Origin of the sequence: Planococcus sp. CPCC 101016, assembly GCF_007859295.1 — a bacterium.
Classification (GTDB): Bacteria; Bacillota; Bacilli; order Bacillales_A; family Planococcaceae; genus Planococcus.
In genome coordinates this window covers 70,079-96,042 of the sequence record NZ_VOHB01000006.1, presented here as the reverse complement: position 1 = coordinate 96,042, position 25,964 = coordinate 70,079, and the positions used below count along the sequence as shown (strand labels likewise).

Below are 25,964 nucleotides of genomic sequence, written 5' to 3'. Positions count from 1 at the left end.
TAAGGAAATATGCTATAATTACAGCACATTTGAGTATAGGAGCGATTTAAATCGTTCCTATTACTTTTTCGGAGGCATATTTTGGAGAATAAAAAAAGAAATTATAAGAACGTGCTGTCTTTTATTCCGACAGGGGATTTTTATTACAGAAAAGCGTTGAAAGAACTTCAACGTGAAAATTATCCGAAAGCACATAAGTATTTGCGTCGTGCTACAGAGCTAAGCCCGAAAGATCCGCTTATCCTGACGCAATATGGCATCGTGCTGATGGAAATGCAGGAGTTCGAACAGGCTATGGACGCGCTGCATGCAGCAAATGAACTGAATCCAAAAGAACCCGATATCCTGTTTTTCCTCGCAGAAGTCCATGCACATATGGGCTTGTTTTGGGATGCGCGAAAATATGCTAAGAAATACTTGGTGTACGAAACACAAGGGAAATATGCAGCAGAAGCAATGGAAATCGTGGATTTCGCAGAACAAGAAGACTGGCAGCTATTTGACGACGATGGGGAAGCACAGGATAGTGAATACTATTACCGTCAGGAAAAAGCACGTCGAATGATGGAACAGGGTGAATTTGCTGAAGCCATCGAGCTGCTGGAAAAGCTGGTCGAAGAAAAAACGGATTTTTGGGGAGCTTATAACAATCTGGCCCTCGCTTATTTTTATATCGGGGAAGCGGAAATGGCGAAAGCCCTGCTTCATGATGTCTTGCGTAGAAACACAGGCAACCTGCATGCTCTCTGCAATTTGGCGGTCTTCCATTATTATGAGAAGAATGCGGAGTTAGACGACGTCCTGGAGCTGTTGAAAAAAATACAGCCTTATGTATTTGAGCACCGCTATAAGCTGGGGGCTACTTTTGCGCTGGTTGGCAAATACAAAGAAGCATATCGCTGGCTGAAAAGCCTTCAAAAGCGGGGCTTTGATGGAGATCCGGCTTTTTATTTCTGGTTATCGCATGCCGCTTATCACTCGGGCCATGAAGAGGCCTCGCGTCAGGCATGGGATCAGTTAAAAAAAATGGATCCCGGCAAAGACGGCTATGAGCCTTGGAGCGATCATGCGGCGATGCCGCACGTGGACGCGCTTGAGCATGACCGGGATTATTTGGTAAAAAAACTGGATCATGTGAAAAAAAGTGAACGTCTATTCGGCTTGTTTTTGCTTGGCAAGTCAGCCCATAAACAGGAGATTATCTCACATCCTAATTGGCTGGCATCCGACCAGCCCTCTGTTTTGGAAACTTTTGTATTGGGATATGCCCTTGGCCATCCGTTCAAAGAGTCCATTCCGGCTGAACTGGCATTCATGCGAGCGATGGAAGCTACAGAGCTCCTTTATGCGCAGCAGGGGATGGTGACTCAACAAAGAGCAGAGGTTTTCCAATTGTGGTTCCTGTTGGTCGAAGAGGCATACAACCGAAATTATACGTTTAAGAACCCGGGGGCATTGGCTGCTGCAATTGACTATATGGACAAATCTTCAAAAAGTGAGAAGACGACAAAAAAAGAGATGGCAGACCGGTACAGCATATCAGTCGCCACTTTGACCAAATACCTAAAAGAAGTGGCTGCTTATTTGCCTGCTATCGAATTATAGGCATAATAGTTGAAGCTTTTGCCGTAATCTTATACGATTTAGCTACTGAGAACTAGGAGGCCTATACTTATGACTGAGACAAATAAAATTTATGATGTAGTTATTATTGGAGCAGGACCAGCAGGCATGACTGCCGCTGTTTACACTTCCCGAGCGAACTTGACAACATTAATGTTAGAACGCGGTATTCCAGGCGGCCAGATGGCCAATACGGAAGAAATTGAAAACTATCCAGGATTTGAACATATTTTGGGGCCGGATCTTTCAACGAAGATGTTCGACCATGCGAAAAAATTTGGTGCTGAATACGCATACGGAGATGTAACAGAAGTGATTGACGGTGAAGAATTCAAAACCATCAAAGCCGGATCCAAAGAATACAAAACGCGCGCCATTATCGTGACGACCGGTGCAGAATACAAAAAAATGGGAATCCCTGGTGAATCTGAACTGGGTGGCCGCGGCGTTAGCTATTGTGCAGTCTGCGATGGAGCTTTCTTTAAACAGAAAGAATTGGTCGTAGTCGGTGGAGGCGATTCAGCGGTTGAAGAAGGGGTTTACCTAACCCGTTTCGCTGACAAAGTAACCATCGTCCACAGGCGCGATGAGCTTCGTGCACAGAAAATCATTCAGGACCGGGCATTTGCTAATGACAAAATCGACTTTATTTGGAGTCATACGGTCAAAGAAATTCATGATGATGGCAATGGCAAAGTCGGTGGCGTAACTTTGGTATCTACCGACGACGGTGGAGAAAAAGAGTTTAAAGCAGACGGTGTTTTCATCTATATCGGAATGCTTCCATTGACAAAACCATTTGCAAACTTAGGCATTCTAAACAAAGAAGGATACATTGTCACTAATGAGAAGATGGAAACGGAAGTACCTGGAATATATGCAGCCGGTGATGTTCGAGACAAAACACTACGCCAAGTCGTGACAGCGACAGGCGACGGCAGTATCGCAGCACAGGCAGCACAACATTATATTGAAGAGCTGGTAGAGAAAATTGGCATGAAAGCACAAGCTTAATTTTTTCTTAATCATTTTGTAACGTGCTTGTCATGAAGAAGAGGTATAGTTAAAAGAGTAAATTGACCCCCTTTTTTAAATGAAGTTTTGATGGGCCGTTTTTCGAGTAACTCGAAAGACGGCCTCTTTTTTTGCATTCTTTTGCATGACACGCCAGGATAGATGTATAATGGAGTAAGTTTACAATAGATGCGGAGTGTCGAATGTGCAGCGAATCGCGAATTTATTAGTTATCAAAGATGGACAAGTATTATTATTGAAGAAACCGCGGCGTGATTGGTACGTAGCACCTGGCGGCAAGATGGAATCAGGAGAGTCGATTTACGAAGCGGCTGTCCGTGAATTTAAGGAAGAAACTAACGCCAGCCCAAACGGTACGCATTTAAAAGGAATCTATACGATGATGATCCAGGAAGGCGAGCAAATTGTGGACGAATGGATGTTGTTCACGTTTGCGGCAAATAGTCTGATTGGGGATTTATTCGAAGAAACAACTGAAGGTTTGCTCGAATGGCATCCGGTGGAAGATTTGGCATTTTTGCCGATGGCGGAAGGCGACCGAACCAATCTGCAATTTGCGGCTAATCATCCGGGAATTCAATACGGCACCTTCTATTACACGCCTGAATTTCAACTGATCAAAGAAATCATCCAATCATCAATCGAAGAGGTGAACCACCAGAATGGATAACCGTAAAGAAGAAACAGAGTTAATCATCATCACAGGCATGTCGGGTGCAGGAAAAACCGTCGCAATTCAAAGCTTCGAAGATTTGGGGTTTTTTACGATTGATAATTTGCCTCCTGCACTGTTGCCTACTTTTATTAAATTGATGAGAGATTCAGGGAAATCGATGAAGCGGGTAGCGGCAGTTATGGATTTGCGGGGAGGAGACTTTTTTGACAGCCTCTTGGACGCAATCGACCATTTGTCGCAGGAACCGAACGTCTCCATCACAGTTCTGTTTCTGGATGCGGAAAACCAGACATTGGTAAGCCGATATAAAGAAACCAGAAGATCCCATCCGCTGTCGCCAGGCGGATTAGTATTGGGCGGCATTAAAAAAGAACGCGATATGCTGAGCGATCTCCAAGGAAGAGCACAATTTATATACAATACTTCAGATATGACGCCACGGCAGCTGAAAGAAAGAATCAATGCGGATTTTTCCTCGAAGACCAGCAATGTCTTTACGGTTAATGTGATGTCTTTTGGCTTCAAGCACGGCATGCCAATCGATGCTGATTTGGTGTTTGATGTCCGATTTTTGCCGAATCCCTACTATATCCCAGAATTGAATCCCTTATCCGGTCTTGATGAACGGGTATCAAGCTATGTATTGAAATGGCAGGAGACGCAGATTCTTCTGGAAAAATTGACCGATCTCTTGCAGTTTATGATTCCACAGTACAAAAACGAAGGAAAAGCCCAGTTGGTCATCGCATTCGGCTGTACAGGCGGCCAGCACCGTTCAGTCACGCTTGCTGAATACTATGGAAAACTGTTGGGAGAAAACAATAAAGTCATCATCACTCACAGGGATGTCAAAATAAGAAAGGATTGAGTGCATGGAACGCAATCAGCACCGGAAACGCGTCGTTATTTTAGGCGGCGGCACCGGACTTTCCACACTTTTGCGTGGATTGAAACTGTATCCTTTGGATTTGACAGCCATCGTAACCGTGGCGGATGACGGAGGAAGTTCAGGCCGCTTAAGAAATGATTTGGATATTCCACCTCCGGGTGACATTCGGAATGTTCTTGCAGCATTATCGGATACGGAACCTTTAGTTGCTGAGATGTTCCAATACCGTTTTAAGCATTCTTTGGATCTTGACGGACATTCGCTGGGGAATTTGATGCTTGCCGCCTTGACGGATATTACAGGGGATTTTTCTCATGCAGTCCGTGAAATGAGCCGGGTACTGAGCGTCAATGGCACCGTTTTACCAGCGGCCAATCAAATCGTCACACTTAATGCAGAATTGGAAGACGGAACTATTATTAAGGGGGAGTCCAAAATTCCTGCTTATCTGCAGCCGATTAAAAGGGTTTTCATTGAGCCTCATGATGTAAAGACTTTGCCTGCCACCATAGCTGCAATTGAAAGTGCAGATGTCATTGTGGTCGGTCCGGGTTCTCTCTATACCAGTATTTTGCCGAATTTATTGGTCAGAGATATTAAAAAGGCGGTAGTTGCTGCCAAAGCAAAGAAAATATACATCTGTAATTTAATGACACAAGCAGGTGAAACATATAGATATACAGCCTCTGACCATGTTCAAGCACTTTATGACCACGTAGGCGAAAGTTTTCTGGATGCCATTCTCCTTGATAAAGTACAGGTGCCGCCAGTTGTTGCCGAGCGTTATAAAAAAGAGAAGGCTTGGCCGGTAGAATATGATGAAGAGCGGCTGCAGCAAATGGGTCTTGAAGTTCATAGAAAAGATATCGCAAATGTCTTTGGTGAAATTGTGCGACACGAGCCCATGAAAGTTGCAGAATGGTTATTTGAGTATGCTGGTGGCCGTGCCAGTGAAGATTCGAAGCAGCTTTATTTCTAGGGCTTCGAAAGGGGGAATAAATTTTGTCTTTTGCATCCGAAACAAAAAAAGAAATGACACAAATAGAAGTGGATGATTGTTGCGGGAAGGCGGAACTGTCCGCAATGATCCGGATGAATGGCACCTTGTCATTTTCCAACCGGCAGTTAAGCTTAGATATTCAAACTGAGAATGCGGCGATTGCCCGGCGCATCTACACCTTATTGAAACGTTTTTACAAAGCCTATCCTGTCGAGCTGCTCGTCAGAAAAAAGATGCGCCTCAAAAAGAACAACATCTATATTTGCAGAATCCGTGAAGGAGCCAAACATGTTCTTGAAGAGCTGGAAATTCTGACGGAAGGTTTCCAGTTCCAACATCAGATCGTCAAGACACTGATCGAGAAGAACTGCTGCAAGCGTTCATATTTAAGAGGCGCTTTTTTGGCAGGAGGGTCTGTCAACAATCCTGAAACTTCATCCTACCATTTGGAAATTTACTCTCTTTATAAAGACCATGCAGATTCCTTGGTTGAATTGATGAACGAGTTCCATTTGAACAGCAAAACGATCGAACGGAAAAAAGGGTTTGTGACTTATCTGAAAGAAGCCGAAAAAATTGCTGATTTTTTAAGCATTACGGGTGCTCATTCCGCTTTATTGAAATTCGAGGATGTTCGGATTATCCGGGATATGCGCAACAGCGTAAATCGGTTAGTCAATTGTGAAACCGCTAACTTAAATAAAACCATTGATGCCGCTTTAAGGCAGGTTGAGAATATCCGTTTTATCGATCAAGCAATCGGAATTGATCAATTGCCTGAAAGGTTGCGTGAAATTGCCCGACTTCGGGTAGAGTATCAAGACGTGACCCTAAAAGAGTTGGGGGAAATGGTATCTGGTGGTACGGTCAGCAAATCGGGTGTTAACCACCGGCTGCGGAAAATCGATGAGATTGCAGCATCGTTGAGAAAAGGAGAAATGATCGGCCGTTGACTTTTGGCTGTTCTTTCAGATATAAGAGAGATAAGTTTCAGAGGAGGATATGTATGGTTGAAAAACAGGTGAAAGTACAATTAAAAACAGGTCTTCAAGCAAGGCAGGCAGCTTTATTTGTTCAGGAAGCAAACCGATACAGTGCAGATGTCTATTTAGAAAAAGACAATAAAAAAGTAAACGCGAAAAGCATTATGGGAATCATGAGCCTCGCTATCAGCAAAGGTACCGAAGTTAAAATTTCTGCAGATGGATTGGATGAAGAAAAAGCGGTCCAAGCCCTATCGGAGATCATCGAACAAGAAGCGTAATCATAATTTTTCAGAAAAAAACTCACAGCCGAGGGGCTGTGAGTTTTTGTTTTAGATATCTTTTTTATGGTCTTCAGGCAATTTGCTGCGTGTGATGACTTGGTCAATCAAGCCGTATTCAAGCGCGCGTTCTGCTGTCATGAAGTTATCGCGGTCTGTATCTTTTGAAATGACTTCAATAGGCTGACCTGTACGTTCAGAAAGGATCTGGTTCAATTTCTCGCGAAGGTGAAGAATGCGTTTCGCGGCAATTTCAATTTCAGTTGCTTGGCCTTGAGCGCCGCCAAGAGGCTGGTGAATCATAACTTCGGCATTTGGAAGCGCAAGGCGTTTGCCTTTTGTTCCTGCTGCCAATAGGAAAGCTCCCATTGAAGCAGCCATACCGATACAGATGGTCTGAACATCCGGACGGATAAATTGCATCGTGTCATAAATCGCCATACCGGCAGTAATGCTGCCGCCCGGGCTGTTGATGTAGATGGAAATATCTTTATCTGGATCTTCTGCTTCAAGGAACAAGAGCTGTGCCACGATTGAATTTGCAACATTATCATCAATGCCGCTGCCCAGCATAATGACACGGTCTTTCAGCAAACGTGAGTAAATGTCATAAGCACGTTCGCCTCGGCTAGTTTGTTCAATTACTGTAGGAATTAAGTTCATAGAATAGTTCCTCCTCGATTAAGTGATGTGCATACAATGCTGAAAGTTCTCTCAGCTGTACTATTATCATACACATGATGGTCAATGAAGGTCAAATCTAACGTATTGAAAAAAGAAGCTTGATTAAATAAAAATATTTTTGTATAATAGAAAAGTCGCTAATAGAGAAAACGCCCTCGTAGTGTAATGGATCACACGTAAGATTCCGGTTCTTAAGATGGAGGTTCGATTCCTTCCGAGGGCATAAAAAACAGCACAGCCCATTCTGCCTTAACTGGCAGAATGGGCTGTGCTGTTTTATTTTGTGATTTTTTAGAAGAACAGAGTAGGCGGGAAGCGTACATAGCTCTTCTGGTTTTTATAGCTAAGCTGGCGGGAGAAGACCTTCTTCCGTGCCTTGCTAGAAAAAGAGACGTTTAAAAGAACCGCTGTACAGGGAAATAACTAGTATTGCATATTAGTGAAGAGGTGGAGTATTTGAGAAAATTATTGATTCCCATTATTATTGTGATTGCCATTATCGTAATCATTGCTGCCATTCTAGTACCGAGCTATAACAGCTTCGTGCAGCTCGAAGAGGACGTTAACCAACATTATGCGCAGATTGAGAACCAATTGCAGCGCAGGCTGGATCTGATTCCAAACTTGGTGGAAACAGTTAAGGGCTTTGCTGATCAGGAACAAAGCGTTATTGACAGTGTAACGGAAGCCCGTTCGAATTTAGCAGGTGCTGAAGGAGTCAGTGAACAAGCGGAAGCGGATGCGGAACTAAGCGGTGCATTAAGCCGTTTGCTGGTAGTTGTGGAAAATTATCCGGAAATTCGTTCCAGCGAAAATTTTCAGCAGCTTTCGGATGAACTGGCTGGGACAGAAAATCGAATTGCGGTAGCCAGACAAGATTATAATGGAAGCGTTTCTGAATTTAATCGCAAGGTTAGAAGCTTTCCTGGAAACATGATTGCGGGAGTTTTTGGTTTTGATGAGAAAGAATATTTTGAAGCAGATCCGGACGCTTCTGAAGTGCCCGAAGTCAATTTTGGAAACGATGAGGATGAACAATGAAACGCATATGGATGCTTTTAAGCTTCTTGTTGCTGTTAAGCAGTGAGCATGTCTTTGCAGCTGACTTCCCGGAACTGACAAACGATCTTTATATTCAGGATGAAGTTGGAATTCTTTCGGAGCAGCAAAAAGAGGAATTGAGGGAATTGGGTCGTGGGTTGGAAGACGCCACGACTGCCCAAATCATGGTGCTGGTTATTCCGACACTTGAAGGTGAACCGATAGAGAGTTATGCCAATGAGGCATTGCGCCATTATGGAGTTGGATCAGAAGAGGAAAACAATGGTGTTTTGGTGGTATTATCACTTGATGAACCAGATAACCGGGAAATCTACGTGGAAATCGGCTATGGACTGGAAGGCGCATTGCCGGACGGCAAAGTCGGAAGGATTCTGGATGAATACGCCATTCCTTATTTAAGCCAAGACAATTACAGTGAAGGCGTCATAAATTTGTATGAAGCGCTTTACCAGGAAGTGGCCGCTGAATATCAATGGAATGGACAGCCGGTAGAACCCCAGGCGGCTTCTTCACCTCAACAACAGGAACAAGGTCTTCCGCCATTTATGACGATTCTGATTGTATCAGCGATTCTTATCTTAATTACCGGAGGCGGCGGTGGCAAAGGCGGCGGCCGTACAAGACGCAGAGGACGCGGTTTCTATATGGGACCAGGAAGTTTTGGCGGTGGATTTGGAGGCGGCGGCTTCGGCGGCGGTGGTGGTTTCCGTGGAGGCGGAGGCGGTTCATCCGGCGGAGGCGGTGCAGGCCGAGGCTTTTAGGTCTCCGTATCGTGACTTTGAAGTGTTCTGTGTTAATTAAATTTGATTTCAAGGCTTGCGTAAATTTATGCTACCTCTATAGAAAGAAGGAAAAGTATGTTTACTTTATACACACGCTCCAATTGCCCGCTTTGCGATGAAGCCAAATTGATGATTGAACTCGTTAATGAAGATTTTCCTTTAACTTATCGGGAAATCGATATCGAAAGCGACGAGGCATTGCATGAAAAGTACATGCTGATGATTCCGGTATTGGAAAAAGACAATGAAGTATTGTTATACGGCAATATCGGTTACGTGGAATTACTGGAAGCGTTAGAAACTTAACGCTTCTTTTTGTTTGCAATTAAAAGGATGATTAGGTAGAATGAGTTTAGTGGGACACAAAATTATTTAATGGGACAAAAAACGTCCAGCTAGAATGGAGTGAAAGCATGGATGCATTATTTGCCGCTCAGCAAAAGCTGATGCCGGAAATGTCCGAACTCCTAAAAAAGCGTTATCAGATACTCCAAACGATTAGCCTTGAACAACCAATCGGCAGGCGAACATTATGTGAAGTTGCCGGTGCAACAGAGCGTGAGATTAGAAAAGAAACGGATTTGCTGCGCAATCAGCAACTGATCCAAATGAAAACAGCAGGCATGACAGTTACATCGCAAGGAACGGAAGTGCTAGACAAGCTGAAAGTTTTCGTACGTGAAATATCCGGACTTACGGATATGGAAGTCCAACTGCAGGCGATTCTCGGAATCTCGAAAGTGGTGATCTTGCCACAGGACAGTGATGAAATCCCGGCAGTGAAGTCTCATATCGGCAAAGAAGCTGCACGTCTACTGGAAGGGTTATTTACTCGCTATAAGAAAATAGCCGTTACTGGCGGCAGCACGATGGCCGCTATTTCAAAAGAATTATCGAATGGCAAACCCGATCGGGCACTACAATTCATCGCTGCCCGCGGTGGTCTGGGAGAAGATGTCCTGCATCAAGCCAATACGATTGCAGCTGCCTTTGCCGAAAAAACAGGCGGTTCCTTTAAAACCCTTTACTTGCCTGATCACTTAAGCGCTGAAGCATTTGAAATGATGATGAAAGAGCCGGTGATCAAGGAAATGATGGACTTGTATGATCAGACTGATGTAGTGGTCCATGGCATAGGCAACGCGGAAGAGATGGCGGTTCGCCGGCACTCTTCTCTGGAAGAAGTAGAAAAGATCCGTTCTGGTGGGGCGATTAGTGAGGCTTTCGGCTATTATTTCGATAAAGACGGAAAAATTGTTTATCGCATCCGCACAGCGGGGATTCAATTGAAGCAGGTACAAAAAGCTTCAACTATTTTAGCAGTTGCCGGTGGGGGTTCTAAAGCAAGAGCGATTTTATCTTATTTTAAAAATGCGCCAAACCCGACAGTGCTGGTCACAGACGAGGGCGCTGCAAGAAAGATTATCGAATTGATTAAAAAATTGGAGGAATATTAAATGACTTTAAAATTAGCAATTAACGGATTTGGACGTATTGGACGCATCGTATTTCGTGGGGCAATGGCAAACGAAGAAGTGGAAGTTGTTGCAGTAAATGACTTGACTGACGCTAAAATGCTTGCACACCTTCTTAAATACGATTCAATTCACGGAACTTTGGATGCTGAAGTTTCAGCAGAAGGCGACAACATTGTTGTTAACGGCAAAACAATCCGCGTATTCTCTGAAAAAGACCCAGCAAACCTTCCATGGAAAGATCTTGGCGTTGATATCGTTGTTGAATCTACTGGATTCTTCACAGATGCAGCTTCAGCTTCAAAACACATCGAAGCAGGCGCGAAAAAAGTTATCGTTTCAGCACCAGGTAAAGATGGCATGAAAACACTTGTTATGGGCGTTAACCATGAATCTTACAACCCTGAAGAGCATGACGTTGTTTCAAATGCATCTTGTACAACAAACGGCTTAGCTGGTATCTCTAAAGTATTAAACGATCGTTTTGGCATCAAGCACGCTATGATGACAACAATCCATTCTTACACAAACGACCAAATTCTTTTGGATTCTCCACACAAGGATTACCGTCGTGCGCGTGCAGCTGCAGAATCAATGATTCCGACAACAACTGGAGCAGCAGTAGCTGTATCGCAAGTATTGCCTGAATTGAAAGGCAAAATTGATGGAATGGCTATCCGCGTACCAACATCAAACGTTTCATTGATCGACTTAGTAGTTGATCTTGAGCAGAAAGTTACTGTTGAAGAAGTCAACAATGCTTTGAAAGAAGCAACTGAAAACGAATTGAAGGGCTTCTTGGAATACAGCGATCTTCCATTGGTTTCAAAAGACTATAACGGCAACACTGCTTCTTCTACAGTCGATGGTTTATCAACAATGGCACTTGGCGATAACATGGTTAAAGTACTTGCATGGTATGACAACGAATCTGGCTACTCAGGCCGTTGTATCGACCTTGCATTGCATATGTACAAAACAGGATTGTAATCCTAAAATCATAGCTTAATTACCAATGAACCTCTATAATAAAAGAGGGTAAAAGGGGCGGGGACATACCCCGTCCCTTATTTTTTTGAATACAAATAGGAGGTATTTTCATGCAGCAGAAAATGACCATGAAAGATTTGGATTTGAAAGGAAAACGTGTATTTTGCCGAGTCGATTTCAATGTGCCGATGGAAGATGCAAAAGTGACGGACGATACAAGAATCCGCGCAGCTGTACCGACCATTCAATACTTGATCGAGCAAGGCGCAAAAGTGATTTTGGCCAGCCACTTGGGCCGTCCAAAAGGACAGGTCAATGAGGACATGAGACTCGCTGCAACAGGCGTCCGGTTGGGAGAATTGTTACATAAAGAAGTAAAGAGCCTTGACGAATCCATCGGCGAAAAAGTCGAACAGGAGATTTCAGCGATGCAGGAAGGCGATATCATTCTGCTTGAAAATGTCCGTTTCCACGCAGGCGAAGAAAAAAATGACCAAGAGCTGGCAAAAGCATTTGCTGCGCTAGCAGATGTTTTTGTTAACGATGCATTCGGAGCAGCTCACCGTGCGCATGCTTCTACTGCAGGCATTGCAAGCCACTTGCCGGCTGTGTCAGGTCTATTATTGGAAAAAGAGCTTGATGTGCTGGGCAAAGCATTATCAGAACCTGAGCGTCCATTTACGGCAATTATCGGCGGCGCTAAAGTGAAAGACAAAATCGGTGTAATCGATCATTTATTGGACAAGGTCGATAATTTATTGATTGGCGGGGGACTTTCCTACACCTTTATCAAAGCGCAAGGCTTTGAAATTGGAAATTCTCTTGTAGAAGAAGATAAATTGGAATTGGCTAAATCGTTCATTGAAAAAGCAGAGCAAAAAGGCGTCAAACTTTATCTGCCGATCGATGCTACAGTGGCGAGTGAGTTCTCTAATGATGCTGATAAGAAAAACGTCAACATCCAGGAAATCCCTTCAGATTGGGAAGGATTGGATATTGGTCCTGAAACTGTGAAGTTGTATGCAGATGTCATTAAAAACTCGAAATTGATCATTTGGAATGGACCTATGGGCGTCTTTGAAATGCCATCATTCGAAAATGGGACAAAGTCTATTGCACAGGCAATGGCAGAAACTTCAGGGTACACCGTAATTGGCGGCGGAGATTCAGCAGCGGCTGTTGAAAAATTCCATGTGGCCGATAAAATGGACCACATCTCTACAGGCGGCGGCGCTTCCCTGGAGTTTATGGAAGGCAAAGACTTGCCGGGTGTAAGTGCATTAACCGACAAGTAAAACAATTGAGTTGAAAGGGAGTGCTTTTGTGAGAAAACCCATTATTGCAGGAAACTGGAAAATGTATAAAACAGCAACAGAGGCAAAACAATTTATCGAAGAAGTAAACGGTCTGGTACCTGATTCTGAAAAATTGGATGCGGTCATTTGCGCACCGGCGCTGTTCTTGACGCAGCTGGTCGTTTCTGCAGAAAATAGCCCGCTTCAAATTGGAGCACAAACCATGTCTTCAGAAGACGAAGGTGCATTTACTGGGGAAATCAGCCCTGTTCAATTAACGGATATTGGTGTTAAATATGTCATCATTGGCCATTCAGAACGCCGCCAGTACTTCAACGAAACTGACGAATCGGCAAACCAGAAAGTTAAAGCGGCTTTCAATCACGGTTTGATCCCGATCCTATGTGTTGGGGAAACATTGGAGCATCGTGAAAATGGCGAAACCGGTACGGTTGTCGAAGCACAAGTAGAAAAAGGGATTTCCGGTTTGACTGAAGAACAGATCGCTCAATTGGTTATTGCTTATGAGCCTATTTGGGCAATCGGTACGGGGAAAACTGCTACTGCTGAAGACGCTAACGAAGTCTGCGGAATCGTCCGCAAAAAAGTGGCAGCGTTGTACAACGACCAAGCAGCTGAGCAGCTTCGCGTTCAATACGGCGGCAGCGTGAAACCTGCTAATATCGATGAATTAATGGGAATGGAGCATATTGACGGAGCTTTGGTTGGAGGCGCAAGCTTAGAAGCCGAATCTTTTGTTAAATTGTTGGAGGCTGGTTCACATGCGTAAAACCGAACATCCAGCGGCATTGATCATCTTAGATGGATTCGGCTGCCGCAAAGAGACTTTCGGTAATGCTGTGGCACAAGCTAACAAGCCGAATTTCGATCGCCTATGGGAGACCTATCCGCATGAATTGCTGACTGCTTCTGGAGAAGCTGTCGGTTTGCCGGATGGCCAAATGGGTAATTCTGAAGTAGGCCATTTGAACATCGGCGCTGGCCGAATTGTTTACCAAAACCTGACGCGCATCAATAAGTCGATTCGCGAAGGCGATTTTTATGAAAATGCTGCTTTTCTTGAAGCGGTAGGCAATGCGAAAAGCCGCGGCAAGGCTCTTCATATTTTAGGGTTATTGTCCGATGGCGGCGTACACAGTCATTATGAGCATCTTTTTGCCTTATTGAGACTGGCGAAGCAACAAGGATTGACTGAAGTCTATGTCCACGGTTTTCTAGATGGCCGGGACGTTGGTCCACGAACTGCGCTTAAATATGTAGAAGAGGCCGAGCAGAAAATGAAAGAAATCGGTGTCGGTAAGTTTGCATCAATCAGCGGACGCTATTATGCAATGGACCGTGACCAACGCTGGGAACGTGCCGATTTGGCTTATCGTGTATTAGTGGACGGCGTCGGCCGAACGGCTCCATCAGCAAATGCCGGTATCACGTATTCCTATGACCAGGATGTTTCAGATGAATTTGTGATCCCATTTGCAATTGTTGAAGACGGTAAGCCAGTGGCGACAATCGATTCAGGCGATTCCCTGATTTTCTTCAACTTCCGTCCGGATCGCTCGATTCAATTGACTGCCGCATTTATCCGTGAAGACTTTACCGGTTTCCCGTTAAGTGCTAAGCATCCGACAGACTTGAGCTATATCACGTTTACCTCGTATAGTGAGGATTTGCCGACGCGAGTGGCATTTGAAACATTGAACCTGGAAAATACGATCGGCGAAGTGGTTTCTGCCAATGGGTTGACTCAATTACGGATTGCGGAAACTGAAAAATATCCGCATGTCACCTTCTTTATGAGTGGGGGACGCGAAGAGGTCTTTCCAGGCGAAGACCGTATTCTTGTGGCTTCACCGAAAGTTGCAACTTACGATCTGCAACCTGAAATGAGTGCTTACGAAGTGACAGACCGCTTAGTGGAACAGATTGAAGCAGGGGCACACGATGCCATCATTTTGAACTTCGCCAATCCCGACATGGTAGGCCACAGCGGTTTACTGGAACCGACTATCCGCGCTATTGAAGTGGTGGATGAATGTTTGGGACGTATTGTGGATGCACTTCATGCTCAAGGCGGTTCGGCATTAATTACGGCTGATCATGGCAATGCAGATGAAGTACGTACGGTAGAAGGTTTGCCGATGACCGCACATACGACCAATCAAGTACCGGTAATTTTGACGAAATCAAATCATGTCCTTCGAAAAGACGGCATATTAGCCGACTTAGCACCAACAATCTTAAAAATGCTGGATATTCAACAACCGATTGAAATGACAGGAAAACCATTATATTAAAAGGGAGCTGTTTTAATTGCCAATTATCACACAAATTCAAGCACGCGAAGTATTAGATTCACGAGGAAACCCAACTATCGAAGTTGAAGTATTCACAGAAAGCGGTGCATTTGGCCGCGCAATCGTACCTTCAGGCGCTTCTACAGGCGAACACGAAGCAGTGGAGCTTCGCGATGGAGATAAGAGCCGTTTCTTAGGAAAAGGCGTATTAAAAGCAGTAGAGTTTGTTGATACTGAAATTGCGGAAGCGTTAGAGGAAAAATACTCAGTGCTTGACCAAGTATCAATCGATAACGCGATGATCGAATTGGACGGAACAGAAAACAAAGGCCGTTTAGGCGCTAACGCAATTTTAGGAGTTTCATTGGCTGTTGCATACGCTGCAGCTGACTATCTGGATATCCCACTTTACCAATACTTGGGCGGCTTTAACGCAAAACAATTACCGGTTCCAATGATGAACATCTTGAACGGCGGCGAACATGCTGACAACAACGTGGACATCCAGGAATTCATGGTAATGCCAGTTGGAGCAGAATCCTTCCGTGAAGCGGTTCAGATGGGGGCAGAAATCTTCCATAACCTAAAATCCGTATTGAAAGAAAAAGGCTATAACACTTCTGTTGGGGACGAAGGCGGATTTGCTCCAAACCTAGGTTCGAACGAAGAAGCTTTGACTACCATCTTGGAAGCAATTGAAAAAGCGGGCTACAAAGCTGGCACTGACGTATTATTGGCAATGGATGTCGCTTCTTCTGAAATCTATGACAAAGAAAAAGGCGTTTACAACTTGCCAGGAGACAATACAGTGAAAACATCTGCTGAAATGGTTGACTGGTACGAAGAACTTTGCAATAAATACCCGATCATTTCAATTGAAGATGGATTGGATGAAAACGACTGGGCTGGACATAAATTACTGACTGAACGAATTGGCGACCGCGTACAATTGGTTGGAGACGATCTATTTGTTACAAACACGAAGAAATTGGCTCAAGGAATCGAAGAAGGCATCGGCAACTCAATCTTGATCAAAGTTAACCAAATCGGTACATTGACAGAGACTTTCGATGCGATCGAAATGGCGAAACGTGCAGGATACACAGCAGTAATCAGCCACCGTTCTGGTGAGTCTGAAGATGTTACAATTGCAGATATCGCTGTTGCAACAAATGCTGGGCAGATCAAAACAGGTGCTCCATCACGTACTGACCGCGTTGCGAAATACAACCAGTTATTGCGCATCGAAGATCAGTTATTTGAAACAGGTCAATATTTGGGTCTGAAAACTTTCTACAACTTGAAAAAATAACCCATGAGTTCAAGTGCTTTTTAAATCATATAGGTTGCAGTGGATATTTCGCAAATAAGCTCTGCTATCCTGCGGGCTTGCGCCGAACTAACTCGGGCTGGATGCCCGAGTGGATTTCTTGCATGTCGCTGCGCTGCTCCCGCGGGAGTCTCCGCTGATTTGCTACATATCCTATTTGTAACTGTGATTCTTTTTTAATTTGCTATGAGTTGTTAGTTGATGCTTTGAAGAAAGAGTGCAAGGCGGTGACTCCTGCGGGATAGCGTGTCCAGGTGAGACCCCGCAAGGCGAAAGCCTGAGGAGGCTCACGGACCGCCCGCGGAAAGCGTCCGCCTGAAGCGATTTCTTCCGATCTGCTACTAGTTTTTGAACTTTAGAAAAGTAAATGCATTAGCTAAAGAAAATAGAGGCAATTGCCTCTATTTTCTATTGCTATTGTCATAGGTCACAATTTTTGGTAAACTTAGAGTTGTTGTGAACGTTCTTTTCAGGAGGTGGAATTTATGCATACGTTGTTAATGACATTACTCGTCATCGTATCGCTCGCATTAATCGTAGTCGTTTTATTGCAATCTGGAAAAAGTGCAGGTCTTTCAGGAGCCATCTCCGGTGGAGCAGAGCAACTTTTCGGCAAGCAAAAAGCTCGTGGTTTGGACTTGGTCCTCCATCGGGTAACGATCGTACTTGCTGCCTTATTCTTTATTCTGGCTGTTGCCGTAACGAAAGTTTAATGTAGATGATTAAATCGCCTGACCATACATGGTTAGGCGTTTTCTTTTAGTATTAGAATGGAGGAATTATGATGCGGATTTCGCAGCCAAAACCATTTTTCTTTAAATCAGGTCCCCGGGCCGTACTGCTTTTGCATGGCTTTACAGGTAACTCGGCGGATGTTCGCATGCTTGGCCGCTTTTTGGAGACAAAAGGATATACGAGTATTGCTCCTCATTATGCAGGGCATGGCGTGGCGCCGGAAGAACTGGTTGGTACTGGACCCGCCGATTGGTGGAAAGATGTGGAACAGGCATATGAGACATTACTGGAAGAGGGTTATACGGAAATTGCAGTGGCTGGATTGTCGCTGGGCGGCGTATTCAGCCTGAAATTAGGGTATACAAAACCTATCAAGGGAATTGTCACCATGTGCTCGCCTATGTATATGAAAACCACTGATCTGATGTATGAAGGTGTGTTGAAATATGCCCGTGAATATAAAAACTATGAAGGAAAAAATGACGAGCTTATCGAAGAAGAAATGAAGGCTTTCCAGGAACAGCCGATGGAGTCGCTGGCTGATTTACGCGCCTTGATAGGAGAAGTCAAAGAACATGTGGACCACGTCTATGCGCCACTGTTCGTTGCCCAAGGCAGACTGGATACTGTCATTAATACGGATTCAGCAAATGTCATTTATGAAAATGCGGAATCAACGGTTAAACAGATCAAGTGGTACGAAAACTCGGGCCATGTTATTACGCTTGATAAAGAGAAAAAGCAATTGTATGAAGACATTTACACATTCTTTGAATCACTTGATTGGAGTGTGTGAACTGTCATAAAGGAGGAGTTAGATTTGGGAAATACCGAGAGTTCATTGGAACAGCGCTTACTGGTCTTTATGCGTGAAGAAGCATATAAGCCGCTGACTGTACAGGAAATAGAAGAACAATTCGGTTTTGAAGATGCCGACGAGTTTAAAGAATTAGTAAAAACTTTAGTGCGTCTAGAAGAAAAAGGAACGCTGGTCCGTTCAAGATCTAATCGGTACGGTGTGCCAGAGCGGATGAATTTGATGCGCGGTAAATTTATTGGTCACCCAAAAGGTTTCGGCTTTGTGGCTCCTGAAGAAGCCGGGTTGGACGATGTATTCATTCCGCCGACTGAAACAAATGGCGCAGTGAACGGAGATAAGGTACTGATCCGCATTTCAGAGGGGTCGACAGGCGATCGCCGCGAAGGCGCGATTATCCGAATCCTCGAACGCGGAACGACAAAAGCTGTCGGAACGTTCCAGGAAAATAAAGGCTTTGGTTTTGTCGTAACAGATGATAAGAAAATGAATATGGATATTTTCATCGCAAAAGATGACACGTTAGGCGCGGTAGACGGCCATAAAGTTGTGGTGGAGATTACTGGATGGCCAGAAGGCAGAATGTCCGCAACGGGTATGGTGACACAAATTCTTGGCCATAAAAACGACCCGGGTGTCGACATTCTTTCCATCATTCATAAATACGGCATAGAAACCGAATTTCCACCGGATGTTTTGGAGCAGGCAAATAGTGTGCCAGACGAAATCGATCCGGCAGATTTAACCGAACGCCGCGATTTGCGAAACGAGCAGATTGTTACAATTGACGGCGCTGATGCTAAGGATTTGGATGATGCAGTCCAAGTGGTGAAGTATGAAGATGGCACCTATAAATTAGGCGTACATATTGCTGACGTCAGCCACTATGTAACGGAAGGATCGCCAATCGACAGAGAAGCTTATGACCGGGCAACCAGTATCTATTTGACCGACCGGGTCATTCCGATGATTCCACATCGCCTTTCAAACGGCATTTGTTCATTGAATCCGCAGGTCGATCGCTTGACCTTGTCTTGTGAAATGATTTTTAATGACCAGGGCGAAGTGCAATCCTACGATATTTTCCAAAGCGTTATTAATACGTCGGCACGCATGACGTATACGGATGTTTATGAAATTTTGGAACAGGATAACCCGGAGCTGAAAGAAAAGTACAGCGAATTGGTACCGATGTTCGAATTGATGAAAGAGCTTGCTGAAGTGCTTCGCACGAAACGGATGCGACGCGGTGCTATTGATTTTGATTTTAAGGAATCCAAAGTGCTTGTCGATGAAAACGGCTACCCTGTGGATGTTGTTGTCCGGGAACGAACTGTTTCTGAACGTTTAATCGAAGAATTCATGCTCGCTGCCAATGAAACAGTAGCAGAACATTTCCACCGCATGGAAGTTCCTGCGATTTACCGTATCCACGAAGATCCGAAGCCAGAAAAACTGCAGCGCTTCTTCGAATTCGTTACGAACTTCGGTATTGTTGTAAAAGGATCTGGAACACAAATTCATCCAAAAGCTTTACAGGAAATTGTCGAATCAATTGCAGGAACGCCGGAAGAGCCCGTTATTTCTACAATGATGCTTCGTTCTATGCAGCAGGCAAAGTATTCGGCTGAAAGTTTGGGGCATTTTGGTTTATCGACCGAATTCTATACGCATTTCACATCACCGATTCGCCGTTATCCAGATTTGATTGTGCATCGCCTGATTCGCACATACTTGATCGAAAAAGATTTGTCTCGAAAAACAATCGCTTATTGGGAAGCCAATATGGATGATATTGCTACACATACATCCGAGCGTGAACGCCGTGCAGTGGAAGCTGAACGTGATACAGACGCTTTGAAAAAGTCCCAGTTTATGGCTGATAAAATCGGTGAGCAATTTACTGGCATCATTTCTTCTGTAACAAATTTTGGGTTGTTTATTGAACTTGAGAATACCATTGAAGGCTTGGTTCACGTTTCCAATATGACAGACGATTATTACCGCTTTGACGATCGCAGCATGATGATGATCGGCGAGCGCAATAAACGCCAATTCCGAATTGGTGACGAAATTGAAATCAAAGTCATTGGCGTAAAGCCTGAAGAATCATCTATTGATTTCGAAATTGTGGGCATGGTGCAAAACACTCGCCAGTCGAGAAGAGAGCAGCCAAAAGTAATCCGCGCTGCGAAAAAAGACGGCGGTGGAAAACCGGGACGCGATGGCAAAAAGCCAGAAGGCGGCGGACCTACACGCAAGCCGAAAAACAAAAAGAAAAAGTTCTACGAAGGCGCAGCAAAACAAGGGCGCAACAAGAAAAAATAAAATCGCGGCTCAAGGGCCGCTTTTTTGAATCTAGCTGAGGTGAAACCACATGGCCAAAGGAGAAGGCAAAGTAATTGCCCAAAACAAGAAAGCCGGTTTCGATTTTTTCATTGAAGAAACCATCGAAGCAGGCATCGTCTTGCAGGGTACCGAAATTAAATCCGCACGAAACGGCAAGGTCCAGTTGAAGGAATCGTTTGTACGAATCCGCAACGGGGAAGCCTGGATTTCAAATATGCACATCAGTCCTTATGATCAGGGCAATCAGTTTAACCACGATCCTACAAGGTCACGTAAGCTGCTGCTGCATAAAAAGCAGATTACGGATTTAGAGGCCCATTCAAAAGTGCAGGGTTCTGCCATCATTCCGCTGAAGATGTATTTGAAGGACGGCTTCGCCAAAATTCTGCTCGGTGTCGGTAAAGGGAAGAAGAACTACGACAAACGGGAAGATTTGAAGAAAAAAGACGCGAAACGGCAAATCGACCGTGCCATAAAAGAATACAACCGCTAAAACTTGAAGTCTGACCATTGTTGTCTTATAATAGGGATATAGCACATGAAGCTGTTTATTCATCTTCCGTGTCTCTTTTTAATAAGGGGACGTTACGGATTCGACAGGGATGATCTGGGCTTGGGTCGCGCGTCGGAGGATCGGCTCCGTCATCAACGTATTTATAACAACTGGCAAAACAAACCAAAACCTAGCATTCGCAGCGTAAGCTCGGATCTGCTTTATCTATCCATCGCCCATGTGGCTGGGTAAAGCTCAACTTTAGTGGGATACAACGTTTGCTGCCATCTGAGGCAAACGGGAGAGATTTACAGATTAGTGCCCAGGAAGCCCGCTTATTGGCAGAATGGTGCATGAAACCTCAATAAATAAGCTACACGCGTAGACGCTCAAGTAGCGGAGTTTCTGGACGCGGGTTCGACTCCCGCCGTCTCCATAGTGAGATAAAAAACGTCAAAACCTTTACTGGTTTTGGCGTTTTTTGGTTGTCCTATAAAATGTTGATTTACGCTGCTGCCGGACGCTTTCCGCGGGCACGGCTTCTGCCGCTTCCTTCGCTGCGCTCAGTCCAGTGGCTCTAGCTCATGTCGCTCTGTCGCTTTGCTCCGTCACTGCTCCCGCAGGAGTCGCCGGCCTCCGCTGCAATCAACTGGAGAGATTCCACTAGTATTAAAAGTTGTATCTTAAAATGTCTAGTATTAATCATCTTTTAGTCAGCGGATAAAGTTAAGCCAGAAAGAAGAGTTTTTTGAGGGGTTAAAGGAATGGTGATTGGCGATGAATTATATTACTAAGTTTTTAACGATATTTGCAATGTTAGCAAGAATCTAATAAGGTTCACTTCATTAAATTAAGGTATATTATATTTGTAATAGATTCTCTTTAGAGACAAGAAAAGTAGGTGAAAAAAGTGGGGAAATTTGGTTTGGATAGCAAAGGACAGGTAGCTGTGACAAAGTATCATGAAAAACACAAGCCTGCCAAATTTGATAAAAAGCAGCAACTTGAAAAAATACGTACAGAGTATTTGAAAAAGAAGGAAAAACAAACAGATAAATAATAGGAACGAAAACATAGGGAGTCTAAAATTTTTCTATGTTTTTCTTATTTGAAACTCAATGGCATCAAGGTGGATGAGTGTGCTGTGCGACATCGCTTCTAAGCCGCCTGCAACGATTGAATGGCATTATTATTTAGTGTAGAGTGAGAAAATCTATGAATCTAGTGGATTTTCTTTTAATTTTGAAAACAATTCATATATATTAATAGTCAGAAGGTCTTTGAGCTAAGTTCGTGAATATGTATTACTCCCTAACGAGTAAAACATTGATATACTGCTGATTACTATAATTAACTTCCAAGTAGCGGAGTTTCTGGACGCGGGTTTCGACTCCCGCCGTCTCCATAGTGAGATTAAGAACGTCAAAACCTTTACTGGTTTTGGCGTTTTTTTGTTGTTCAACTAGTTAGTAATTTGTTTGATAGATGTCAAAATCTTATATACTTAATGTTATTTAGAGAGTCCATAAAATACTTTCTTTCCAGTTAAAATTGAGTAAGTTACGATGCGAAGCTAAGAATGTTGAGTCTAATCTTATAAAAGTCTAGGAAACGCCTTATTATAAAGCCCAAATCGTATTGACAATAAAGCTTAAAATCATTATAGTTACAATATTGATACTGAGAATCATTATCAGCCATTTGAACTAGAGAGGAATTACTGAACATGCAAAAATATAAAACGAAAAAGGGTTTACTTATAGCATTCGTTGCCTCAATTTTCCTTGTTACAGCGGGTTGCTCTAATGACGATGCTGCTTCCCAATCGAATGAAAGCACCGAGGGATCGTCCACTTCCATCACAATGTCCTGGCCGCGGGACATCGGGGCTATGAACCCACATGTTTACAATCCTTCACAATTATTAACGCAGTCGATGATTTATGAACCACTCGTTAGTTACGAAGAAGGCGGAGAGCTTAAACCGCATCTTGCAGAATCCTGGACAATTTCTGAGGATGGTCTTGAATATACATTTAAACTTCGTGAGAACGTTAAGTTTACAGACGGATCTCCATTCGATGCTTCAATAGTCAAAAAGAATTTCGATACCATTATGGAAAATAAGAGTTCCCATAGTTGGCTCGGCGTTATCAACGTACTTGAGAAAACAGAAGTCATCGATGACCTGACGTTTAAAATGGTCTTATCAGAACCCTATTATCCAGCACTTCAGGATTTGGCAGTCGTTCGTCCGGTGAGGTTCCTTGGTGAGTCGGGATTCCCTGAAGATGGCGATACGTCAAAAGGAATTACAAAGCCAGTAGGAACAGGGCCATGGATTTTGGAAGACTATAAAAAAGATGAATACGCTACATTTACCCGGAACCCAGATTATTGGGGTGATGCTCCAGAAGCAGAAAAAGTAACCATAAAAATTATTCCTGATGCAGAAACGCGTGTTTTGGCTTTTGAGAAAGGCGAATTGGACCTGATCTATGGGGAAGGTGCCATAAGCATGGATTCCTTCAACCATTTGAAAGAGTCCGGTGAATACAAAACGGATTTATCAGAGCCGGTTGGAACAAGGAGTTTGCTGTTGAATACTACAAATGAGAAGCTGGCCGATTTGAATGTACGGTTAGCTTTGCAGCATGGTTTCAACAAAGAGGCGATGGTGGAAGGCATCACGCTTGGAATAGAAGAAAAAGCGGATAAAATCCTGTCCACAAATTTCCCATATACGGATGTCGAAGTTGACGCAATCGAGTATGATGTGGAAAAAGCTGCTTCCTATCTTGATGAAGCAGGGTGGAAGATGCCGTCTGGAAAGTCGATACGCGAAAAAGATGGACAGCCGCTCGAACTGGAACTGATGTACGACAAAACAGATCCTATTCAAAAAGCGATGGCTGAAACCCTTCAAGCTGAATGGTCAGCGATAGGCGTCAAACTGAACATTACAGGAGTAGAGTTGACGGTTCAAATCGAACGTCGCAAAGCAGGAGACTTCGACGTTGATTTCTGGTATAATTACGGCGCTCCATACGATCCACATTCCTTTATTAACGTTGTAGCAGAAGAAGGATGGGGCGTTTCAGAAGCTCACTCAAAACTGCCAATGAAAGAGGAATTGAATAAACAGGTCGATGCTGCTCTTGCTTCTACTGACGAGACAGAACGCCAGGAGCTTTATGGCACGATCTTGAAGACATTACAAGAACAATCGGTTATTGTGCCGGTTTCGTATATGAAAAAGACAGTCGTTTATCAAAATGGCATAGAAGAGTTTGTATTCCCAGCTAATCGGGATGAGCACCCTTTCAATGAAATCAACGTAAGCCAGTAACTAATGGAGAGGACAAGTCATGTTTATCTATCTTATAAAACGGCTCCTTGCTGTCGTTCCCATTATTCTCTTTGCCATTTTTCTAATGTTTGCATTGATACGCCTCTCGCCGGTCGATCCAGCTGAAGCGTATCTAGCTGCAGCTAATATACATCCCACTGATGAGATTCTAGCTGAAAAACGGCATGAGTTCGGTTTAGATCAGCCATTGCTTGTCCAATATGTTCAAACGGTTAAGAAGATTGTCCAGTTGGATTTTGGCAACTCGTATGTAACAAATACTCCTGTTTGGCAAGAGGTAGCAACTCGAATGCCTGCAACCATTCAACTCGCTGTCAGCAGTATCATTCTTTCTATCGTTGTCAGCGTTCCTTTAGGGTTCTTAGCCGCCATCTATAAAAACAGCCTGATCGATCATTTGAGCAGGCTTCTTTCTTATTTAGGCGCTTCCATTCCACAATTCTGGCTTGGCTACGTTTTAATATTCCTCTTTTCCGTTAAACTGGACATGTTCCCGGTAGAAGGAAGGGGAACCTGGCAGCATTTCGTGCTGCCGAGCATTACGCTTTCCTTAGCGTTGATTGCGATCTACACGCGTTTGCTTCGTGCGAGTGTGCTGGAAGAATTGGAAAATGTATATGTCATCTATGGCCGCACGCGAGGCATTAAAGAGAAGACAATTATGGTGAAACATGTATTGCGAATTGCGATTTCTCCCATGCTCACAGGGTTGGGCATGAATTTGGGGAAACTGCTGACAGGCACCATCATCGTTGAACAAGTTTTTTCCTGGCCGGGATTTGGCCGTTTCTTTATAGAAGCGATATTCAACCGGGATATTCCAGTTATTCAAGGCTATGTTGTTTTGGCAGCGTGCCTGTTTATCGTCTGCAACCTCATCGTTGATCTTGTGCAATTGTACATAGATCCGCGTATTTCACGGAAGGGAATGGCTGAATCTTGATATCTAGTGTACAAATGGCCAGCAAAAGCAAGTGGGCGCTTATCATAAGTGCCGCCATATTGATTGTTTTTTTTCTGGTCAGTATTCTGGCACCATGGATTGCTCCTCATGATCCCATCCAAGTGAATTTGGCCATCAAGCTATCTTCTCCTTCCTGGGAATATCCGCTCGGCACCGATCATTTAGGGCGTTGCAATTTATCGCGTCTTTTGTATGGAGCACGTGTATCTCTAGGATTTGCATCGTTGATTTTTGCCGCATCTTTAGGTTTTGGGCTGCTTGTTGGAATGATTGCGGGATTTAAAGGCGGTTGGATTGACCTGTTGTTGATGCGGTTCTGTGATGGTGTCATGGCGTTTCCAAATCTGGTGCTTGTTCTTGGCATCGTTGGTTTATTAGGACCTGGACTGTGGCAAGTGGTGATCGCACTCATGATGGTCCAGTGGGTATACTATGCACGAATGATTCGCGGCATGGTTGTCAGTATGAAAGAGCAGAACTTTATTGCAGCGGCAAGGATCAGCGGTTCTTCAACCGGAAAAATCATCAGGCGGCATTTACTGCCAAATGTCCTTCCTCCCATCATGGTCATGGGTACACTGGAGATGGGTTGGGCGATCATGGACATTTCTGCCCTATCGTTCCTCGGGCTTGGCATACAGCCTCCTACGCCTGAGTGGGGCGCAATGATACAGGAAGGCAAGGCTTTTATCCGGAGCCAGCCTGAATTAATGATATATCCAGGATTAATGATCTTGTTTGTGGTCATTTCATTTAATGTACTGGGAGAATCTCTCTCGGAGCGGTTTGGCATAAAAAGACGTTATTGAAAAGGGG

General features: G+C 44.0%; 25 protein-coding genes, 1 tRNA gene and 1 other RNA gene. 26 read left to right on the top strand and 1 reads right to left on the bottom strand.

The genetic code is table 11. The annotated features are described in order from the left end of the window. Nucleotides 1-81: 81 nt before the first annotated feature. The 7 genes from FQV26_RS16895 (at nt 82) to FQV26_RS16865 (ending at nt 6,487) form a co-directional block, all read left to right on the top strand. Nucleotides 82-1,605, top strand: coding sequence for a tetratricopeptide repeat protein (locus tag FQV26_RS16895; protein WP_146559040.1), 1,524 nt, complete (start codon nt 82-84; stop codon nt 1,603-1,605). Nucleotides 1,606-1,674: 69 nt separating this feature from the next. Further along, on the top strand, nt 1,675-2,637 hold the full coding sequence (gene trxB, locus FQV26_RS16890) for a thioredoxin-disulfide reductase (protein WP_146559038.1): 963 nt from the start codon (nt 1,675-1,677) through the stop codon (nt 2,635-2,637). A gap of 205 nt (nt 2,638-2,842) precedes the next feature. Next, nucleotides 2,843-3,328 carry an NUDIX domain-containing protein gene (locus tag FQV26_RS16885; RefSeq protein WP_146559036.1) on the top strand — a complete coding sequence of 162 codons (486 nt, stop codon included), beginning with the start codon at nt 2,843-2,845 and terminating at the stop codon, nt 3,326-3,328. Continuing rightward, on the top strand, nt 3,321-4,202 hold the full coding sequence (gene rapZ, locus FQV26_RS16880; RefSeq protein WP_146559034.1) for an RNase adapter RapZ: 882 nt from the start codon (nt 3,321-3,323) through the stop codon (nt 4,200-4,202). Before FQV26_RS16885 ends, rapZ begins: the two co-directional genes overlap by 8 nt. 4 nt (nt 4,203-4,206) lie before the next feature. Next, a complete protein-coding gene (locus tag FQV26_RS16875) occupies nt 4,207-5,202 on the top strand; it encodes a gluconeogenesis factor YvcK family protein (RefSeq protein ID WP_146559032.1) in 996 nt (331 codons plus the stop codon). 23 nt (nt 5,203-5,225) lie between these two features. Further along, the gene (gene whiA / locus FQV26_RS16870) at nt 5,226-6,176 is read left to right on the top strand and encodes a DNA-binding protein WhiA (protein WP_146559030.1); all 951 of its coding nucleotides are present in this window, start codon (nt 5,226-5,228) and stop codon (nt 6,174-6,176) included. A 53-nt stretch (nt 6,177-6,229) separates the two neighbouring features. After that, the gene (locus FQV26_RS16865; protein ID WP_146559028.1) at nt 6,230-6,487 is read left to right on the top strand and encodes an HPr family phosphocarrier protein; all 258 of its coding nucleotides are present in this window, start codon (nt 6,230-6,232) and stop codon (nt 6,485-6,487) included. Between the two features lie 51 nt (nt 6,488-6,538). On the opposite strand, the gene clpP is transcribed toward FQV26_RS16865, so the two are convergent. Further along, a complete protein-coding gene (gene clpP / locus FQV26_RS16860) occupies nt 6,539-7,150 on the bottom strand; it encodes an ATP-dependent Clp endopeptidase proteolytic subunit ClpP (protein ID WP_146559026.1) in 612 nt (203 codons plus the stop codon). 172 nt (nt 7,151-7,322) lie between these two features. On the opposite strand from clpP, the gene FQV26_RS16855 reads away from it, so the two are divergent. From FQV26_RS16855 to nikC, 19 genes are all read left to right on the top strand, one after another. Beyond that, nucleotides 7,323-7,394: transfer RNA gene (locus FQV26_RS16855), tRNA-Arg, on the top strand. 233 nt (nt 7,395-7,627) lie between these two features. Then, nucleotides 7,628-8,212 carry a LemA family protein gene (locus FQV26_RS16850; protein WP_146559024.1) on the top strand — a complete coding sequence of 195 codons (585 nt, stop codon included), beginning with the start codon at nt 7,628-7,630 and terminating at the stop codon, nt 8,210-8,212. Next, nucleotides 8,209-8,994: a TPM domain-containing protein gene (locus tag FQV26_RS16845; protein ID WP_186760028.1), complete on the top strand. Its 786-nt coding sequence runs from the start codon at nt 8,209-8,211 to the stop codon at nt 8,992-8,994. The genes FQV26_RS16850 and FQV26_RS16845 overlap by 4 nt, the downstream gene beginning before the upstream one ends. A 96-nt stretch (nt 8,995-9,090) precedes the next feature. Further along, nucleotides 9,091-9,321, top strand: coding sequence for a glutaredoxin family protein (locus FQV26_RS16840; RefSeq protein WP_146559022.1), 231 nt, complete (start codon nt 9,091-9,093; stop codon nt 9,319-9,321). Between the two features lie 107 nt (nt 9,322-9,428). Then, the gene (locus tag FQV26_RS16835; protein ID WP_146559020.1) at nt 9,429-10,472 is read left to right on the top strand and encodes a sugar-binding transcriptional regulator; all 1,044 of its coding nucleotides are present in this window, start codon (nt 9,429-9,431) and stop codon (nt 10,470-10,472) included. Next, nucleotides 10,473-11,480: a type I glyceraldehyde-3-phosphate dehydrogenase gene (gene gap, locus FQV26_RS16830; RefSeq protein ID WP_146559018.1), complete on the top strand. Its 1,008-nt coding sequence runs from the start codon at nt 10,473-10,475 to the stop codon at nt 11,478-11,480. It abuts the gene before it with no gap. A gap of 110 nt (nt 11,481-11,590) precedes the next feature. After that, complete coding sequence (locus FQV26_RS16825) at nt 11,591-12,775, top strand: phosphoglycerate kinase (RefSeq protein WP_146559016.1); 1,185 nt, start codon at nt 11,591-11,593, stop codon at nt 12,773-12,775. Between the two features lie 28 nt (nt 12,776-12,803). Next, the gene (gene tpiA, locus FQV26_RS16820) at nt 12,804-13,565 is read left to right on the top strand and encodes a triose-phosphate isomerase (protein ID WP_146559014.1); all 762 of its coding nucleotides are present in this window, start codon (nt 12,804-12,806) and stop codon (nt 13,563-13,565) included. Continuing rightward, nucleotides 13,558-15,090, top strand: coding sequence for a 2,3-bisphosphoglycerate-independent phosphoglycerate mutase (gene gpmI / locus FQV26_RS16815; protein WP_146559012.1), 1,533 nt, complete (start codon nt 13,558-13,560; stop codon nt 15,088-15,090). The genes tpiA and gpmI overlap by 8 nt, the downstream gene beginning before the upstream one ends. Before the next feature lie 16 nt (nt 15,091-15,106). Further along, the gene (gene eno / locus FQV26_RS16810; RefSeq protein WP_146559010.1) at nt 15,107-16,402 is read left to right on the top strand and encodes a phosphopyruvate hydratase; all 1,296 of its coding nucleotides are present in this window, start codon (nt 15,107-15,109) and stop codon (nt 16,400-16,402) included. 503 nt (nt 16,403-16,905) lie between these two features. Then, a complete protein-coding gene (gene secG, locus FQV26_RS16805) occupies nt 16,906-17,133 on the top strand; it encodes a preprotein translocase subunit SecG (RefSeq protein WP_049694326.1) in 228 nt (75 codons plus the stop codon). A gap of 71 nt (nt 17,134-17,204) precedes the next feature. Next, nucleotides 17,205-17,951 carry an alpha/beta hydrolase gene (locus FQV26_RS16800; RefSeq protein WP_146559009.1) on the top strand — a complete coding sequence of 249 codons (747 nt, stop codon included), beginning with the start codon at nt 17,205-17,207 and terminating at the stop codon, nt 17,949-17,951. Nucleotides 17,952-17,975: 24 nt separating this feature from the next. Then, a complete protein-coding gene (rnr, locus tag FQV26_RS16795; protein ID WP_146559007.1) occupies nt 17,976-20,300 on the top strand; it encodes a ribonuclease R in 2,325 nt (774 codons plus the stop codon). 49 nt (nt 20,301-20,349) lie between these two features. Further along, nucleotides 20,350-20,814 (top strand): SsrA-binding protein SmpB, encoded by a 465-nt coding sequence (smpB, locus tag FQV26_RS16790; protein WP_142828885.1) that lies wholly within the window; start codon nt 20,350-20,352, stop codon nt 20,812-20,814. Between the two features lie 85 nt (nt 20,815-20,899). Then, nucleotides 20,900-21,253: a transfer-messenger RNA gene (ssrA, locus tag FQV26_RS16785) on the top strand. Between the two features lie 471 nt (nt 21,254-21,724). Continuing rightward, nucleotides 21,725-21,874, top strand: a complete 150-nt coding sequence (locus FQV26_RS18895) for a hypothetical protein (protein ID WP_186760026.1) — start codon at nt 21,725-21,727, stop codon at nt 21,872-21,874. A gap of 666 nt (nt 21,875-22,540) precedes the next feature. After that, complete coding sequence (gene nikA / locus FQV26_RS16780) at nt 22,541-24,163, top strand: nickel ABC transporter substrate-binding protein (RefSeq protein ID WP_146559005.1); 1,623 nt, start codon at nt 22,541-22,543, stop codon at nt 24,161-24,163. Nucleotides 24,164-24,182: 19 nt separating this feature from the next. Continuing rightward, on the top strand, nt 24,183-25,127 hold the full coding sequence (gene nikB, locus FQV26_RS16775; RefSeq protein ID WP_146559003.1) for a nickel ABC transporter permease subunit NikB: 945 nt from the start codon (nt 24,183-24,185) through the stop codon (nt 25,125-25,127). Beyond that, entirely contained in the window at nt 25,124-25,957 is an 834-nt protein-coding gene (gene nikC, locus FQV26_RS16770; protein WP_397431527.1) for a nickel ABC transporter permease subunit NikC, read from the top strand. The genes nikB and nikC overlap by 4 nt, the downstream gene beginning before the upstream one ends. Nucleotides 25,958-25,964: the final 7 nt, after the last annotated feature.

Excerpts from the sequence above, each read along its gene's own strand:
- trxB (WP_146559038.1), top strand. The coding sequence starts at position 1,675 with ATGACTGAGACAAATAAAATTTATGATGTAGTTATTATTGGAGCAGGA.
- rapZ (WP_146559034.1), top strand. The coding sequence starts at position 3,321 with ATGGATAACCGTAAAGAAGAAACAGAGTTAATCATCATCACAGGCATG.
- FQV26_RS16875 (WP_146559032.1), top strand. The coding sequence starts at position 4,207 with ATGGAACGCAATCAGCACCGGAAACGCGTCGTTATTTTAGGCGGCGGC.
- FQV26_RS16865 (WP_146559028.1), top strand. The coding sequence starts at position 6,230 with ATGGTTGAAAAACAGGTGAAAGTACAATTAAAAACAGGTCTTCAAGCA.
- clpP (WP_146559026.1), bottom strand. The coding sequence starts at position 7,150 with ATGAACTTAATTCCTACAGTAATTGAACAAACTAGCCGAGGCGAACGT.
- FQV26_RS16845 (WP_186760028.1), top strand. The coding sequence starts at position 8,209 with ATGAAACGCATATGGATGCTTTTAAGCTTCTTGTTGCTGTTAAGCAGT.
- FQV26_RS16840 (WP_146559022.1), top strand. The coding sequence starts at position 9,091 with ATGTTTACTTTATACACACGCTCCAATTGCCCGCTTTGCGATGAAGCC.
- FQV26_RS16835 (WP_146559020.1), top strand. The coding sequence starts at position 9,429 with ATGGATGCATTATTTGCCGCTCAGCAAAAGCTGATGCCGGAAATGTCC.
- gap (WP_146559018.1), top strand. The coding sequence starts at position 10,473 with ATGACTTTAAAATTAGCAATTAACGGATTTGGACGTATTGGACGCATC.
- FQV26_RS16825 (WP_146559016.1), top strand. The coding sequence starts at position 11,591 with ATGCAGCAGAAAATGACCATGAAAGATTTGGATTTGAAAGGAAAACGT.
- gpmI (WP_146559012.1), top strand. The coding sequence starts at position 13,558 with ATGCGTAAAACCGAACATCCAGCGGCATTGATCATCTTAGATGGATTC.
- secG (WP_049694326.1), top strand. The coding sequence starts at position 16,906 with ATGCATACGTTGTTAATGACATTACTCGTCATCGTATCGCTCGCATTA.
- FQV26_RS16800 (WP_146559009.1), top strand. The coding sequence starts at position 17,205 with ATGCGGATTTCGCAGCCAAAACCATTTTTCTTTAAATCAGGTCCCCGG.
- smpB (WP_142828885.1), top strand. The coding sequence starts at position 20,350 with ATGGCCAAAGGAGAAGGCAAAGTAATTGCCCAAAACAAGAAAGCCGGT.
- nikA (WP_146559005.1), top strand. The coding sequence starts at position 22,541 with ATGCAAAAATATAAAACGAAAAAGGGTTTACTTATAGCATTCGTTGCC.
- nikB (WP_146559003.1), top strand. The coding sequence starts at position 24,183 with ATGTTTATCTATCTTATAAAACGGCTCCTTGCTGTCGTTCCCATTATT.